The organism is Paenibacillus sp. J2L1-98 (genome assembly GCF_056269405.1).
The window spans coordinates 21,552-35,539 of sequence record NZ_JBWDNW010000034.1; the positions used below are offsets into that span (position 1 = coordinate 21,552).

General features: G+C 39.4%; 14 protein-coding genes and 1 pseudogene. 3 read left to right on the plus strand and 12 right to left on the minus strand.

Annotated features, from left to right (window positions below):
- Window positions 1-151: 151 nt before the first annotated feature.
- The 3 genes from AC0YNZ_RS29725 to AC0YNZ_RS29735 form a co-directional block, all read right to left on the minus strand.
- Window positions 152-1,624, minus strand: a complete 1,473-nt coding sequence (locus tag AC0YNZ_RS29725; RefSeq protein ID WP_475829995.1) for a relaxase/mobilization nuclease domain-containing protein — start codon at window positions 1,622-1,624, stop codon at window positions 152-154.
- A gap of 6 nt (window positions 1,625-1,630) precedes the next feature.
- A complete protein-coding gene (locus AC0YNZ_RS29730) occupies window positions 1,631-1,957 on the minus strand; it encodes a plasmid mobilization protein (protein WP_475829996.1) in 327 nt (108 codons plus the stop codon).
- 209 nt (window positions 1,958-2,166) lie between these two features.
- Window positions 2,167-2,508, minus strand: a complete 342-nt coding sequence (locus AC0YNZ_RS29735) for a hypothetical protein (RefSeq protein WP_475829997.1) — start codon at window positions 2,506-2,508, stop codon at window positions 2,167-2,169.
- Window positions 2,509-2,937: 429 nt separating this feature from the next.
- On the opposite strand from AC0YNZ_RS29735, the gene AC0YNZ_RS29740 reads away from it, so the two are divergent.
- The 3 genes from AC0YNZ_RS29740 to AC0YNZ_RS29750 all read left to right on the plus strand — a co-directional run bounded on the left by AC0YNZ_RS29740 (window position 2,938) and on the right by AC0YNZ_RS29750 (window position 6,849).
- Window positions 2,938-3,207 (plus strand): hypothetical protein, encoded by a 270-nt coding sequence (locus tag AC0YNZ_RS29740; protein WP_475829998.1) that lies wholly within the window; start codon window positions 2,938-2,940, stop codon window positions 3,205-3,207.
- Between the two features lie 145 nt (window positions 3,208-3,352).
- The gene (gene grrM, locus AC0YNZ_RS29745; protein ID WP_475830007.1) at window positions 3,353-4,489 is read left to right on the plus strand and encodes a cyclophane-forming radical SAM/SPASM peptide maturase GrrM/OscB; all 1,137 of its coding nucleotides are present in this window, start codon (window positions 3,353-3,355) and stop codon (window positions 4,487-4,489) included.
- A 1,781-nt stretch (window positions 4,490-6,270) separates the two neighbouring features.
- On the plus strand, window positions 6,271-6,849 hold the full coding sequence (locus tag AC0YNZ_RS29750) for a glycoside hydrolase family 68 protein (protein ID WP_475829999.1): 579 nt from the start codon (window positions 6,271-6,273) through the stop codon (window positions 6,847-6,849).
- 295 nt (window positions 6,850-7,144) lie between these two features.
- On the opposite strand, the gene AC0YNZ_RS29755 is transcribed toward AC0YNZ_RS29750, so the two are convergent.
- The 9 genes and pseudogenes from AC0YNZ_RS29755 to AC0YNZ_RS29795 form a co-directional block, all read right to left on the minus strand.
- Window positions 7,145-7,396 (minus strand): hypothetical protein, encoded by a 252-nt coding sequence (locus tag AC0YNZ_RS29755; RefSeq protein ID WP_475830000.1) that lies wholly within the window; start codon window positions 7,394-7,396, stop codon window positions 7,145-7,147.
- A gap of 283 nt (window positions 7,397-7,679) precedes the next feature.
- The gene (locus tag AC0YNZ_RS29760) at window positions 7,680-9,326 is read right to left on the minus strand and encodes a leucine-rich repeat domain-containing protein (RefSeq protein ID WP_475830001.1); all 1,647 of its coding nucleotides are present in this window, start codon (window positions 9,324-9,326) and stop codon (window positions 7,680-7,682) included.
- 283 nt (window positions 9,327-9,609) lie between these two features.
- Entirely contained in the window at window positions 9,610-10,125 is a 516-nt protein-coding gene (locus AC0YNZ_RS29765; RefSeq protein WP_475830008.1) for a serine hydrolase domain-containing protein, read from the minus strand.
- Window positions 10,126-10,178: 53 nt separating this feature from the next.
- Window positions 10,179-10,418 (minus strand): hypothetical protein, encoded by a 240-nt coding sequence (locus AC0YNZ_RS29770; RefSeq protein WP_475830002.1) that lies wholly within the window; start codon window positions 10,416-10,418, stop codon window positions 10,179-10,181.
- A gap of 234 nt (window positions 10,419-10,652) precedes the next feature.
- Window positions 10,653-11,114, minus strand: coding sequence for a hypothetical protein (locus AC0YNZ_RS29775; protein ID WP_475830003.1), 462 nt, complete (start codon window positions 11,112-11,114; stop codon window positions 10,653-10,655).
- Window positions 11,115-11,348: 234 nt separating this feature from the next.
- Window positions 11,349-11,906, minus strand: a complete 558-nt coding sequence (locus AC0YNZ_RS29780) for a DUF4362 domain-containing protein (RefSeq protein WP_475830004.1) — start codon at window positions 11,904-11,906, stop codon at window positions 11,349-11,351.
- 134 nt (window positions 11,907-12,040) lie between these two features.
- A complete protein-coding gene (locus AC0YNZ_RS29785) occupies window positions 12,041-12,946 on the minus strand; it encodes a DUF4240 domain-containing protein (RefSeq protein WP_475830005.1) in 906 nt (301 codons plus the stop codon).
- Between the two features lie 142 nt (window positions 12,947-13,088).
- A complete protein-coding gene (locus AC0YNZ_RS29790) occupies window positions 13,089-13,580 on the minus strand; it encodes a GyrI-like domain-containing protein (RefSeq protein ID WP_475830006.1) in 492 nt (163 codons plus the stop codon).
- 192 nt (window positions 13,581-13,772) lie between these two features.
- Window positions 13,773-13,988, minus strand: a pseudogene (locus tag AC0YNZ_RS29795) (hypothetical protein); the annotation flags it as partial.

Here is a 13,988-nt window from a genome sequence, read left to right on the forward strand (position 1 = left end):
CGGATAACGATTGCAAAAAAAAGCAGTGGCATTCTAGAGCTTTATTTTCGTGTTTCAGGCAGCCGCCGCTTTTATTATTCTGATTAGTCTGAAAATTCATCCAAGGGATATGTAATCACATACATAATAGGACAATAATTTGTACATACATTTATCTTTCGTCTTTTCGTTGAGCCCACTTATTGATATTATCCTTCTGCAGGAGGATTCGATTTCTTTGATTCAACGTCTTTTCAATCTCCGCGAGCTTGGATAGCTGTTCTTTTGATTCCTCCATTCGCACCATTAATTGTTCAATCTTCGTATCATACGATTTTTGTTTTTCTCCATAGGAAGTAAATTCATGTTCTTGAATGCCCAGCTTCTTTAATTGTTTGGACGCTTTATCAAATGTTTCAAGTTCTATATGGTGCTTTTTCTTTAAGAAAATTTTTTTGAGTGAAGACGCTTGAACCTCATCGTAAATCGGTTTGTATTGGTTATACGTATCAATGGCCTGAACGACGATCTTCATCTTTCGATTTATTTCAGTAGCTTCATTTATTACAGACTTAATTCCCCTCACTTGGGCTTCAACTTTATCCATAGCTTGTTTTAGATCATTCCGACTTTTTAAATTTTGATCACTAATAAATTTTAGTTGATTAGATAATTTGGAGATTTCAATATCTGCTTTAAAATCTCTTTTTACATTCCTTTTTTTAGATTCAGCAGCATTACGATTTATCATAGTTCGGATAAGAGCAATTGCCAGCATAAAGTTGACGGCAAGCGTTCCCCTTCTATATTGATACTGCCGTGCTGCATCCATAAGTTGATTCCGGCTCGTTTTATGAGCAAATCGATATTTGTATTTCCGTTTAGATTCTTCGAAATTAAATTCCCTCAGTTGAATACGCTCTTTGATTTTTTCCTCTGTGTAATCAGCTCCAAGTGTTTTTCCCCTGACCGATCTTTCCATACCTGTAGCCTTAAACGTCATGTACTTTACTTGACCTTGCTTCATGGTGTAACCTAACTGATTCATTTTAGACATAAATTCATCAAATGATTTCGAAGACTTTATAACCGTGTCGATATCCTCTTTAATATGCGCTTTCCATGAAGTGCCTCGTTTTTCTTCATTCCATTCTTTATACGATTTTGGAACAGCGTTTTTGTTAAAAGAAATTGTACTTAAATTGTATTCCATTGCAACTTCATCTGAATAATCCCTTGCGTCCTGTAGACTCTGCTTGCAAGCGTTAAATTTTTTTCCATCCAGCGAAACTGAATTAATAATGATGTGGTTATGATAATGCCCCTTATCCATATGAGTACTGATGATGAATTGATACTTATCGCCAAACAATTTCTGTGCCCACTTCAATCCAATTTCATGCGCTTTATACGGATCAGTAATCTCATTTTCCTTGAAGGACTGTATAAAATGAAAGCCAAGCGTTCCCTTATCTTTTTTGTGCTTTTTCTTATTCTCGATCATCTGCTTATAGGCAAGTTTGTCATGGGTTGCACAATTCACACCTGTCACTAAGCAGCCGTCGTCTGTTTTTTTATCATTGACGATATATCTTAGGGACCGGTTCAATGTGGTTCGTATGGTAATTTGTTTTACGTATGGCAATTTGAATCATCCCCCATCGTAAAATTTTTCGATCTGGTTATAGATGCTGTCCAGTTGCTTCTTCAAATACTTCATATCATCTAGGCTTACATGTTCCAATTCGTTCGCACGGCGGGCTACTTGATTAATGTTGTTCCCGATTTTGTTAACCTCATAAACCAATTGTTCCACCTGTGAGAAGTCTCGTTTGATGATATAACCCTCCAACGCCATTTGCCGAAGGTACTTGCTCCGATCCAACTCAACGACTTCTGCTTTTTGATTGATTATTTCTAACTCACGTTCTGTAACAAAGAACTTAACTTCTTTATCTCTATATCGTTTATTTGTCATCCGCTACACCTGCTTTTATGGGGTATTAGGGCGCAGCCCTAAATAGATTTTTCGGGGTATTAGGGGGCACCCCTAACAAGCAGTTTTTCGGAAATGTGGCTACAATTCCAATGCTTGCTTCCTCTTTCCATCAGTCCAGATTTACCCATCATTTTATCATTTCCATCATTTGGTTTTAAGAGCCGAAAGTAATATAAGATGGCCTTGCTTTAACTGCGTGGGTGCTTCCGGTCGTGGCTGCCGGAGCAGGCTACCATAGGACTTCTCATTGTAAGGCACTCGCCTTCCTCCACTTTCGTTCCGGCCCTCCGAGTACAATGAGCTTCGTCGTTTAAATGATCAAATTTAAAACGTTCCATTAAATCCATGGTTAAAACAATTTCTTTACATTCGAAGGCATGGCGTAAAACCTGAATGGGTAGTACAGAACCATCTCGATAACCGTACTTCATAATTGTATTTTTCAAAGATTCACTGTCATTAGATTCAATACACATCAAGGCTTCTTTTAAAAATTCGCTCATCATATCCTCCAACTGATTCAAAATCATTATCATTTTCTCTACAACTTATTTTCTCCTCAGTTCCCTTATGTTCTTCCCTGCGGTTAATCAACTCTACTGTTTTTTGGAGATTTTTTTATTTTAACGGCCGAAATAATCGCTTGATTTATTTCTGCTCCGTTATAGGAAATGAATGGTTTGTAGTACTAACTTTGGAATACCCATAAACAACCGATCTGGAGAAATGTCGTATCTCAGATTATAAGATATTTACTTGTATTCCTCGTACATTGCAATACTTTTTATGGTATAATAAGGTAATGGGATCACAATACAAAAACACCTCCATGATTATATCCCTACATAATCGTGGAGGTGTTTTTGCGTGTAACGAAAATAGTCGGAATATGCGCTTTAATCCTAAGACGAATCAATAAAACTATCAAAATACTTATCCATTTTAGGAGGATGTTACTTATGCCAGATAACAAAGATCAACAACCTTTGGTCGAATTGCGCGGCGAACTACTAAAACACATTAACGCAATTGATAAAAACTTAGTTACTCAGCTCGTAGTGCAAAGACCGAAAGAAACTCTTCCCGAAGGTCATTTTAGTGACTGGCATGATCGTTTCCAAAAAGATGGTGGGTTCACTGATGCATGGGGCAAAGCAGGCGACAGTATTATTAGTGAAATCGATATTAGGCCCATCAACATTGATCGACCTGTCGATGGGGATAGTTAATACTGGAGGGTGGTCAAATGTCTGGCTTAATATAAGTGACTTTCGAGATACGTTTAATAATAGCAGTAGTATAGTTGTACACAATTCATATGTCCAACTCAAGCAAAACAATGAATAACATCAGGGGGCGACTATGTCAATTTTAATGGTTGTTGTCCAGCCTACATCCTTGTGCAACTTAAACTGTCATTACTGTTATGTTCCTAACAGACAAGAGAAGGTATTGATGAACGATGCAACGCTTGAAAATGTAATGGTAAAAACACTTCGTAGTAACTTGGTTAAAGAAAGAGTAGAGTTCCTTTGGCATGCCGGCGAGCCTTTGCTTGCCGGTATTCCGTTTTACAAACGTGCTGTGGAATTGTCTAAAATCCACAATGTCAACGGACTAAATGTTAAGCATTCTTTGCAAACAAACGGAACATTGATTGATGAGGATTGGTGCCAAGTCTTTAAACAAAACAATATCCATGTGGGCATTAGTATCGACGGTCCAGCCTTTTTACACGATAGAAACCGAGTAAATTGGTCTGGAATGGGATCACATGAAAAGGCTATGAATGGTGTCCGCTTGCTTCAAAAGAATAATATTTCTTTTGGAGCGCTCGGCGTTCTAACTAAAGAAAGTCTGAAATATCCTAAAGAGATGTTTAATTTTTATTTAAATGAAGGATTCAACTGGATTGGTTTTAATATAGAAGAGATTGAGAATTCACATACTCACACTTCTCTCAAAGAAGGATCAATAATGTCAGAAGAAGTTGTTTCAGAGTATCAAAACTTTATGTCAATATTTTTTGACATGTGGGTGCAACATAAAGATGCTCTGGAGATTCGTGAGTTCTCATCATTATGTACTGTATTGAATAAAAAATTTGTTGATCCTAACTATTACCGACAACCAGATGATATTCACGAACGTATCATAACAATTCAGAAAAATGGAAACATCAGTTCAAGTTCACCTGAATTTGCAGGAGGTCAAAGTGAATATTTTAACAATTTTATTGTCGGAAATATTAACGATGAAAAGGAACTAGATGACATTATACACAATGATATCTACATCCGCTTGCAACAAGAAATACATGCTGGAGTTAAACAGTGTGCTGCTACATGTCTTTACTTTGATTTATGCGGTGGAGGCTCTCCATCGAATAAATTTTTTGAAAATGGGTCAGTTAATACTACTGAAACAACCAACTGTGTTTTACATCGTAAAGTATTATCGTCCATAGTTATTGACAAGTTATCTGCTTTGAGTAAAAGTCTTGATCGATAATATCTTTTTAAGTGGAGTGCGTTTAAAACGTACAACCTCCTTTGCTTTAAATAATATGTAGCTCCCACATCGTTTTAGCTCCTTTGATTTATGATTTCCGGGAACCCCGCCCCTAACTGGGGAAGGGGTCCCGGTTAGGGGCCTCATTATACCGTTGTCGCTTTCTTAGGGGATGTGTCAACCGTCACCGCTTTGGTTTGGAAGTTGTAGACCATTCGCGTCAAGCTTTGCGTGTCCACCATTCATACGTTTTCCCTGATTCTTGTGCGGCTTCCAGATACTCATTTGCACCGGTATCCATCACCTTATTAAAAAGTCGCAGATAGTTATATTGGTTCATCCTCTCCTTCCGGACCAGCCGCAGCAAGTAAATCAAAATTCCATCAGTCCAGATTTACCCATTATTTTGTCATTTCCATCATTTGGTTTTAAGAGCCGAAAGTAATATAAGAAGGCCTTGCTTTAACTGCGTGGGTGCTTCCGGTCGTGGCTGCCGGAGCAGGCTACCACAGGACTTCTCATTGTAAAGACACTCACCTTCCTCCACTTTCGTTCCGGCCCTCCGAGTACAATGAGCCTCGCGCTCTGCGGTATCCAGCCATTGCGGTCATGTCCCTTCGCTCCCACTCCGTTATCAACGCAAAAAAAGCCCCTCACTTCAGTGAAGGACTTTAAAGATCTTGGTCATTTCTCTTTTTTTAGTATGATTGTTCTCTGGGATGAAAAAGAAAGTCGCTGCCCACTATTCAGCTATCGATTTCCGAGGGAGCGTAATAACATTTCAAAAAAATTTCTCAATACTGGTACTGAAACTAATAATATGAAATACGCCCCTATGACGATTAAAGAAAATCTTAATGCTATAAGGATGATAGTTTGTATTTTACTCGGAACAATGTATTGAATGATGTATTTCACGCTCTCCAAGTTCCAGATGGATGAATACCTTCAACGAGAAAAAATAACCCCAAAAAGAAAAAGAAGATCATCCCCCTGACGAGGCTAGGGGTTCTAAACATAATGATTAACGAAATAACAGGAATTAGGAAACTGCCAATTCGAACAAAAGGTACGTTCTCCACTAATTTTTCAAGTTTTTTCGGTATTCCTCGAATCATGAAATCCCCTGCTTCTCGTTGGTCTTTATTATTAGTATTGCAAAATAAATAACAATTAGACTGAATATTAGCTTCCCTAATCATATTAAACTACCTAAGGGAGTTCAGCGCCGCCATGTGAGTCTTTATTTTTTAGTCTTCATTTTCATCGAGCATTTAACGACCCCGATCATTCCATTTTTTTGATAATGACGGTTCATGACAGCTCCTTTCACTGAATGGAGGAAAGACTTTCAAGAGCTCCCCTTCTTTCCTGGGTGCTCGACTTTGTATAAACTCGCGTATACTGAATATTCGCATAGCCTTAAATATCGGCAACTCTTTGAAGTGGACACAATTAGCGTTTAAACTAGTGAAATACGTCTGCTTCGTCGTATATAACACAATATTCATTGAATTACATTACCGTACTTAAATTTAAAATGCATCTACCCTCTTAACTACGTTTTGTTAGCGGAACCCTAGAATCCGCGACCAACCAGTCTAGCGGGGCCAAATCAGACAGCCTCCTTTTAAATGTTGAACCGTCAAAACGGTCAATACCGGTATGCCCATTTCTTTAGAAATTCCCTCTATGTCTCTTTTTACATCAGTCAATGACGAAATGCGTAACAATTCTACGTAATAATCATAATCAGGGCCATAAGTAACGTATAACTGATTATGAATAACAACTATTCCAATGTAGCATTTGTTTTTCATGATGGAACACTTCCTCAAATTTCGATTACGAATATTTTTCAGGTTTCCATTTCATCTCCTGGATCTGGCGGAGCGGATTTCCCAGCTTGTCTCTTCACCCATTCGGAGCTCAATCTTTCCTGCTTTACGGGGGTGCTCCATAAGACTCACTTCCTAGTTACTCTTTTTTCTGGCTTTACTTTGGCTGCTGAAGCTCGCGGATTTTCTGTTCATTCTGTTCTCGAAGGTGATCCATTTACGCGTATTGCTCTCGCAGCTTCGCCCGATATTCCTCTCGTACAGCCAACAGTTCGCGCTCCTTCTCTACGTCTTTGCGCTCAATCATGCGATCCAGCGCCTCCTTCCGTTTCTGCTGACGGATCACTTCGTCCTTGCGTTCCTGAAGCGCTTGAGGAAATCACTTCGGAGTTTATAATTTGGGATACTTGGCCGCTGCAGGATAAGAACGGACATTCGGCGGTGGTAAACGGTTATAAAATCATTTTTGCGCTTTCTGTGTCTAAAGGTCCCTTTTCCACACGAAAAAAAGACCCAAAATGAGCAAGAATGAGCAGTACCATAAATATGGCCACTCTCGCATCATTTCGGGTCTTGCCTGAGAATTCAGTCACAATCCCACTTCTATAGTTTGTACAAGTACATTCTATGCCGAAGAAATCGGTTAATCAATAGGATAAAAGTAACATGCCGGACAGTTCCTCCATTCGGGATCTTAGAAAGTCCGCGCTGCAGCTTCTTCATTAAATGTCATTAATTATAACTATACAGCCCACTAGCTGAAAGAAGGGTCGCTACTAGGCAGCCCAATCCACATTTAACTATCGTACCCGTTAGCTTAATCAACTTTCTTACTTATCTCTTTTATTTCATCGTCACCAACCAAGTAATCTTCCTGCTGATCAGGAATCCATATATAAAACATGGTTCTACCTACTTCGTCTTGCCAATAGGTATCTTCAATTTTGGCTTCCAAACCGTTAAAACTAATGTCTTCATCGAAATAATGTATGATATAACTCTCACCAATAACCAATTCAAAACCTAAACCTTGAATATTAATAATAAACTTACTAGTTCTTTCCTCCATATAAACTCCTCTATTTTAGCTCTCGTACCCGTTAGTTCAATGAAAAAGTTAGGATACTGTTAGGTAAATAATCAAGAGACAAGTTGTTCGAAAATATGGTGTTTCATACCATTTCGAAGGTTCTATGTACACAATCCGCCCCCCTCAAATTAAACTATAACGGTTTCCCGTTAGTGGAACGGGCAGGACCTATGGCGGTTCTCCGCGCTGTCTGTAACGGCAAGTTTTAGGGCCATCCTTAGCGGATGGCCCTTTACTTTGTTTATTTCTTGAGACTCAAAACCTATCCTGCCTTATTCTCGAAAATAACGACCATTTTTCTGCTGCCTAAGTATTCAACGGAAGCATTAAACTGCTCTGAAACAAAGCGTATAGGAACAAAAGTAGTGTCATTTCTCGCGAGTAAAGGTGAGTCAAACAGCACGGTTTGCTGGTTCACCCGTACTTGCCTGTTCCCCAAAGCCCAATGTATCGTTTTATCGTTTTTTTGAATCGTTACCTCTTTAGTGCTTTGGTTCCAGCCTACGTTTGCCCCAAACTTCTCAGAGATGAAACGAATCGGCACATAAGTACGACCCATGTGTATAAATGGTGCGGACGTAATACGGTAAGCTCTGTCGCCCACATATGCTGTAGTGCTTCCCATTTTCAGGCGCTGCGTTTTCCTCTGAGACTTTTTAACTTTTTCAAGATCACTACTATTGTTCACTTTTATAAATATTTTGGATGTTTCGGTGCCTTGGCTCAAGTCCAAGTTATTGTTATACAGCTCAACTCCATGGAAGTACTCAATAGAACTATCAAATTCAATATTTTGAATTGGTTCTAAATCCCAAACCCGATTGTTGCTCAAGTAGAGGGCAACTAGACCTTTCATATTCCTTAATGGTTCCAAATCATAAATCTTGTTCGATGATAAGTTCAGCTGTGACAAGCGGACCAATCTCGATAAAGGAGCAAGATCTTTAATGTTATTATTGCTCGCATTGAGGTCACCAAGTTTAACTAATCCCGCTAACGGCTTAAGATCAGTAATCTTGTTGCCTCCAATTGATAGCGTCGTTAGGTTGACCAATTCCGCTAGCGGTGTGAAATCAGCAACCTTATTATTGTCAACTGACAGTGTCGTTAGATTGGTGGATAGCAGCCGAAGCGGTGAAATATCACGAATCTGGTTATTACTAACGTATAAATTTGTCAGCTTGGTTAATTTGCCGAGAGGCTCTATATCCTCGATTTTATTACTGCTCAAATCCAAAAAAGTCATTTCTACGGCATCCGATAGACCATGAATATTCGAAAATTGATTATTATTAGCAAAAAGAACGCGCAGACGGGGGAGTTGTTTCACCACCTCCAAGGATGAGATTTGATTCCAATGAATATAAAGAGATTCCAGTTCTTTCATAGCTGACAAATCTTCAATCGAAGAGATTTGATTTTCCCTGAGGTTGAGACTTCGGACCTTAGAAAGCTCCTTTAGAGATGAAATATCAGCAATCTCATTATGGGATAAGTTTAATTGCGTAACATTTGTAGCATACTCCAATCCTTGCAAATTCTTAATTTTTTTGTTTGATAAATCAACGACGGTAAGGGTCTCTAAATCTGATTTGGCAACTGATTCTTCGCTGGTTTTATTCAATAATGATTTAATAGCTGTTTCGAGATTTGGGTCAGCAAAGACCACTTCTTGGCTTAGAGCAGCCTCCGCATAGGCTTGACTTGAAAAGCTCGTACATAGCACGAAAATAAGTAAATAAACGGTAAAATGTTTCATCATTCTGACTTCCTCCCCTATTGCATTGCTTCGAGCTAATAAATATAAACTGACGATCTTTTTATGCAATGGACGAAGATTTATATGGTCAGTTGCTTGTACAAACGAATTTCCTCCGCAATTTTTGCATTGTATTCCTGAAACGTTCATTTATCCCACCCCCTTTAATACTAATACGACTTTAAATTTTCATAAGTTTTAAATAATAACCAATTTAGTGCCTCTCGTCCTTTTCAGCTAATCTGCCCATTAGCCATCCATGCTGCTCACGAGTCACCACAGATTATGGAAGTAATTGCGTTCTTCCATGGGAGCTTAATGAGTCCACCAAACTAACGTGCCCGTAACAATATTCCGTAAAATGCTGCTGGGTATTTGTTTAGAACCAATGCTTCCCTAAGCCTTTGCCCCTAGATCGATAAGCTCTATGCGGTTATTTGACAGCTGAAATGACGAAATCGGAGATCAAATCCATCGTATCCGACTTATCCAAAGATGAGGACTGCAGATTGGCGGTAACCACCGCGACCAAATCTAAATCGGGGACAACCACGATATGCTGCCCGCCCGCACCTGATGCGTTGAATGTAGGGTAGGATTTACCGGTTGTTTTACTCTTAAGCGGCTGTACCCAGAACATATAGCCGTAACCGAGGCCGTCCTCGGGCTGGACTTGTTGTTTCACCGATTCCTGCACCCATTGCTTAGGGATGATCTGCTTGCCTTCCCAAAGACCGTTCTTCAGATATAATAAACCAAATTTCGCCATCTCGAGCGGCGTTAGGTACAATCCGGTTCCCCCACCGTATACCCCGTTCGAATCGGCATCCCATTTTTGAACGAATATCCCCATAGGCTTGAACAGATTGGTTTGGGCGAAATCTTTCGTGCTCATTTTGGAGGCTTTGGCAATAGCACCAGAAAGAAAATAAAGTATCAGACTGAATATGTTGGTCCCACGCGGCTTTTCGAATTATAAAACCGTCAGAATTCGTAAAAAAGTTAGTTCAATGAAACAGCTCTATTAAATCCGAGTTTTCTTAATATAAAAGGAACACAAATTAGAGCTATACCTACAAGAACAAATATAGAACCGTGGGTCATAAGTGAGGGAGTAGTAGCAGGTATAAGCATTCCTAGCTCATATATTGCTTCCCCGCGACCCTGGGTTAACAAAACTACAATTCCTTCATAAACAACATACAGCCCAAAAAGTGGAACGACCCATACTAATCTTTTCATTGAAATAACGCCTCCTTTGTTGATAATTATATGGACGCCATTTTCTGGAAATAGTTTCTTAATCCCCTAATTCGTTTATTTTTCGAATGTTATCCGCTAATCTACCCGTTACTTCAATGAAAAAAGCAGACTGCCACTGCAATCTGCTTCATTCCACTATCGTTACCCATTAGTTTTATAAAGTATTTCAGTTTTTTATGACTTTTGGGACAGCCCATTGCAAGATTATAACGCTTACCAAGGAGTGTCAGAAGCGTTCATTCTAACTTGTCCTTTTGGCACATTTCCTCCACCGTAAATAGTCACTGAGTAAGCACCTGAAGGAACAAGTGGATTACTATCATTATTTATAAAATTTACTCCTACTCCATCTGCTGCAACGGTTTTATTAAAGATAATTGTACCCTTAGTCTTATGCTTTACTTCAACTCTAAAAGATGATGCCCCTGTATTTTTTACGTACAAGTTAATATGTGGATATCCAATCTCTATATTCCATGAAGTATTTGGGTCTGCTATAGTATTATTTAATAAACTCCAATTTAGTGTATTGGCTTGGAGTGCCAAAGGAACAATTTGCTCATTTCCTTCTGTGGATGTTGTATAGCCATTTGCCGAAACAGCAATAGCAACTCCAGTAATAAGAGAAATAGATAATACACTAGTACCAATAATCTTCATAAATTTGTTTTTCATTCTCTTAACTTCCTCTCAATATAATTAATAATTTTTAAACACGCTAAGCATCATAACATAAAGAGATTTATTCTTAATATACCATTTACCACATTAACCTGTCCGTTAGCTCAACGAGGCTAACATTACATATCGGCAGCCCCGTCCTGATGGTTATTGAGCTATCGTACCCGTTAGCTTAATGAAGGAAGGGTATATAATCAAATATTCATTAATGATATTTGATTATTGTGCTTATTGGCTGCCCTGCTCGGCTTCAGACTCCACGTTCGTGAACCAGAACGTATTACTGGTTTCAGAATCGCATCCGGTTAGTTTGTAATGGGAGCCTAACTCCTTGTCCTCCTCGAGCTCAATACCTCGGCACACCGTGCTCGGACGACCTGCATTGCTGCCGAACCGGTCCCTCGAGTTGTCGTACGTATACGTAATGACCTCTGCCCCGTCATAGACCAGCTCATAGAAGATCGGGTCACCTTCAATCGTATACTGCGTAATACGCACTTGATCCGGCACGCCAACATCTAGATTCGTAAGAAACAGCTTCCACTTGTCGAGATTATACATCTTCCCGTGAACGTTCACGATATCGCCGTTCTCCGCTGCTTGGTCAGCTTCATAAGGGTTAGACACAGTGGGGAACGCCTCCGGCTTCGCTGACGGCGTAACCGTCTCCCCCGGTGCAGGAGCAGTAGAAGGATTAGTCGTATTGTCACTAGGTCTGCCCGACTTCTCACTGCAGCCCGATAGCAGCACTAATGTTGCCGCTAATGTTAACACCCATTTGATCATGAATTATCACCTCACATTTAAGAACGTTACATCGAGTACGATTGTTTCAGTCGCACATGCGCTGTTGTTTCTGCAGCTGCCGTCGTGTTGTATTGAGCTATCGTGTTCCGTTAGCTTAACTTTAAATCCTTCCGTTATCGCCAACCCTCTTTATTTTCAAATGTTTCGAAGCTGCAACCTGTCTCATAATTATATTCCTTACCCGTTCTCTTGAAGTAAGCATCATGAGCGATGGAAAGAAGGATCTCAAAATCCTCGTCTTTAGGCATATTACGCGGGAAGTAAAGTGCTGATTCATAAAAGGCTTTTCCTTTTGCGACAGCGGCACAACGAGCATACAAAAATCCGTCACCAGAGACATAATCTGTTTCCTCATTGTACCCAAATTCCCCAATGTGGTTGGCATGCTCCTTCGTATCCAGTAAATAAAGCTTATATGCCAAAGTTTCGTCGAATTTTTTAATATTACCGACGCTGGTCTTTGCGAGCTTCGTAATTAAAGGAGCAACGGCATCTTCTTCACCCAGTTGTTGAAGATCGAGCATAGCTATGTAATTCCAAAATTCCTCATCTGTCATCATTTGTTTTGGTACTTGTATCCGGTGCTTATTTTCTTCTTCCCGTTTGAGTCTTTCAGCTTGGATTTCATTCTCATAATTCTCCCGATCATGCAGCCAACGCCACTCCCAATAAACTGGATATACACAAGAAGAACTTAGTTTACCGCTATATTTATTGCATTCAAGTATCTTCTCATGTTCAGATACAGGGATATTACCTATATACAGAAAGTCTTTTGGTACTTTTCCATCGTACCAACTCATCGCTGATTCGTTCTGATAACTGAATCGATTTTGCAAGATAATCACTTGTAGTCGTGGATCTATAATCAACGGTATGCTTGAATCCAAGTAAATCGTTACCGCAATTAGAAATGATTTCTCTATATGATTTATTATTCGTATCGCTCCATAACGTCCATCAGGTAATACGACGGAAAATATGTCGCCAAGTAGAACAGTTGGTGTTTTAGTTTTCATTGCTATCCCCATTTCATATGTTTTGCAATATCGGTCACTTTGTAACTTTATAGTAATCTGCCCGTTAGCGTAACGAAGGGCTGCTACGCGGCAGCCCTTTTCGCATTCAACTATCGTACCCGCAACATAATGGTCGGCGTTTTTATTGTTTCTTTCGAACGGGAAAAATAATATCCGTAAACGATTCTTCTGACTCAGGACCATGATTTCGTTCATCGTAAATTTCAATATTATAGAGACCAGAAAGTTCATATCCACTTTGTTTTAACCACGTGGAATATAAGTAAGCGTGCACAGCACCTGCATTTTCAAACGGACCTTTAAATGTAAATAAGACATACGTATTTGCTGGAATCTCTCTAAACACCATTCCTTCTGGTATGTCCTCATTTGAGGAAACTTCAATTCCAATGAAGAATTCGAATGGGTCAGTTTCAGGATTATAATCCTCAGGATCCGTTGAAAGCCCATATACTTCTCTTTCGTTTATACACTTCATAATTTCAGATCTTCTCTCTAAAAAGTTTGCCGCTAACTTAAGAGTCGTCCTGTTCTGTTGCACATCATGAAGGGTAACATTTGTGGATAATCCAATTAATTTCATTGCCGGCCGCTCAAAGATTTTCGCTTCCATATGTCGAACCTCCTGTTTTTTCACACAATCCTAGCAATAACTGTAAGTATATTATGACGTGGTTTTGTTCGCTAGCAAACCATTTTTCCTCAACTATCCTGCCAGTTAGTTGAGTGAAAAATTGGTGCATCTGCACCGCGGCAGCTTGCTCCACTATCGTTTCCCGTTAGCTTAACGGCAAATTATTTATGTTCATTCACATTTGTAAGTTTCCGCAACAAAACTATAATCTAAATCATCTTTATGAATAAATACCGAACTTTTTGAACGATAACCCGTTTCTGAATATGCAATATCAACTTCAACAAGGTCGAAATGTACCTTGGACGCTTGACTCGCATCAATTCCTCCAGTTAAAAAATGCAGACCGTCACCGAAAGATTTAAAAATCAACATCTTATCTTTTAA

What these genes read in the sequence shown, in the direction of transcription:
- AC0YNZ_RS29730 (WP_475829996.1), bottom strand. Translation starts at nt 1,957, where the DNA reads ATGACAAATAAACGATATAGAGATAAAGAAGTTAAGTTCTTTGTTACA.
- AC0YNZ_RS29780 (WP_475830004.1), bottom strand. Translation starts at nt 11,906, where the DNA reads ATGATCAAATGGGTGTTAACATTAGCGGCAACATTAGTGCTGCTATCG.
- AC0YNZ_RS29775 (WP_475830003.1), bottom strand. Translation starts at nt 11,114, where the DNA reads ATGAAAAACAAATTTATGAAGATTATTGGTACTAGTGTATTATCTATT.
- AC0YNZ_RS29760 (WP_475830001.1), bottom strand. Translation starts at nt 9,326, where the DNA reads ATGAACGTTTCAGGAATACAATGCAAAAATTGCGGAGGAAATTCGTTT.
- grrM (WP_475830007.1), top strand. Translation starts at nt 3,353, where the DNA reads ATGGTTGTTGTCCAGCCTACATCCTTGTGCAACTTAAACTGTCATTAC.
- AC0YNZ_RS29740 (WP_475829998.1), top strand. Translation starts at nt 2,938, where the DNA reads ATGCCAGATAACAAAGATCAACAACCTTTGGTCGAATTGCGCGGCGAA.
- AC0YNZ_RS29750 (WP_475829999.1), top strand. Translation starts at nt 6,271, where the DNA reads ATGAATAACAACTATTCCAATGTAGCATTTGTTTTTCATGATGGAACA.
- AC0YNZ_RS29785 (WP_475830005.1), bottom strand. Translation starts at nt 12,946, where the DNA reads ATGAAAACTAAAACACCAACTGTTCTACTTGGCGACATATTTTCCGTC.
- AC0YNZ_RS29735 (WP_475829997.1), bottom strand. Translation starts at nt 2,508, where the DNA reads ATGATTTTGAATCAGTTGGAGGATATGATGAGCGAATTTTTAAAAGAA.
- AC0YNZ_RS29770 (WP_475830002.1), bottom strand. Translation starts at nt 10,418, where the DNA reads ATGAAAAGATTAGTATGGGTCGTTCCACTTTTTGGGCTGTATGTTGTT.
- AC0YNZ_RS29755 (WP_475830000.1), bottom strand. Translation starts at nt 7,396, where the DNA reads ATGGAGGAAAGAACTAGTAAGTTTATTATTAATATTCAAGGTTTAGGT.
- AC0YNZ_RS29790 (WP_475830006.1), bottom strand. Translation starts at nt 13,580, where the DNA reads ATGGAAGCGAAAATCTTTGAGCGGCCGGCAATGAAATTAATTGGATTA.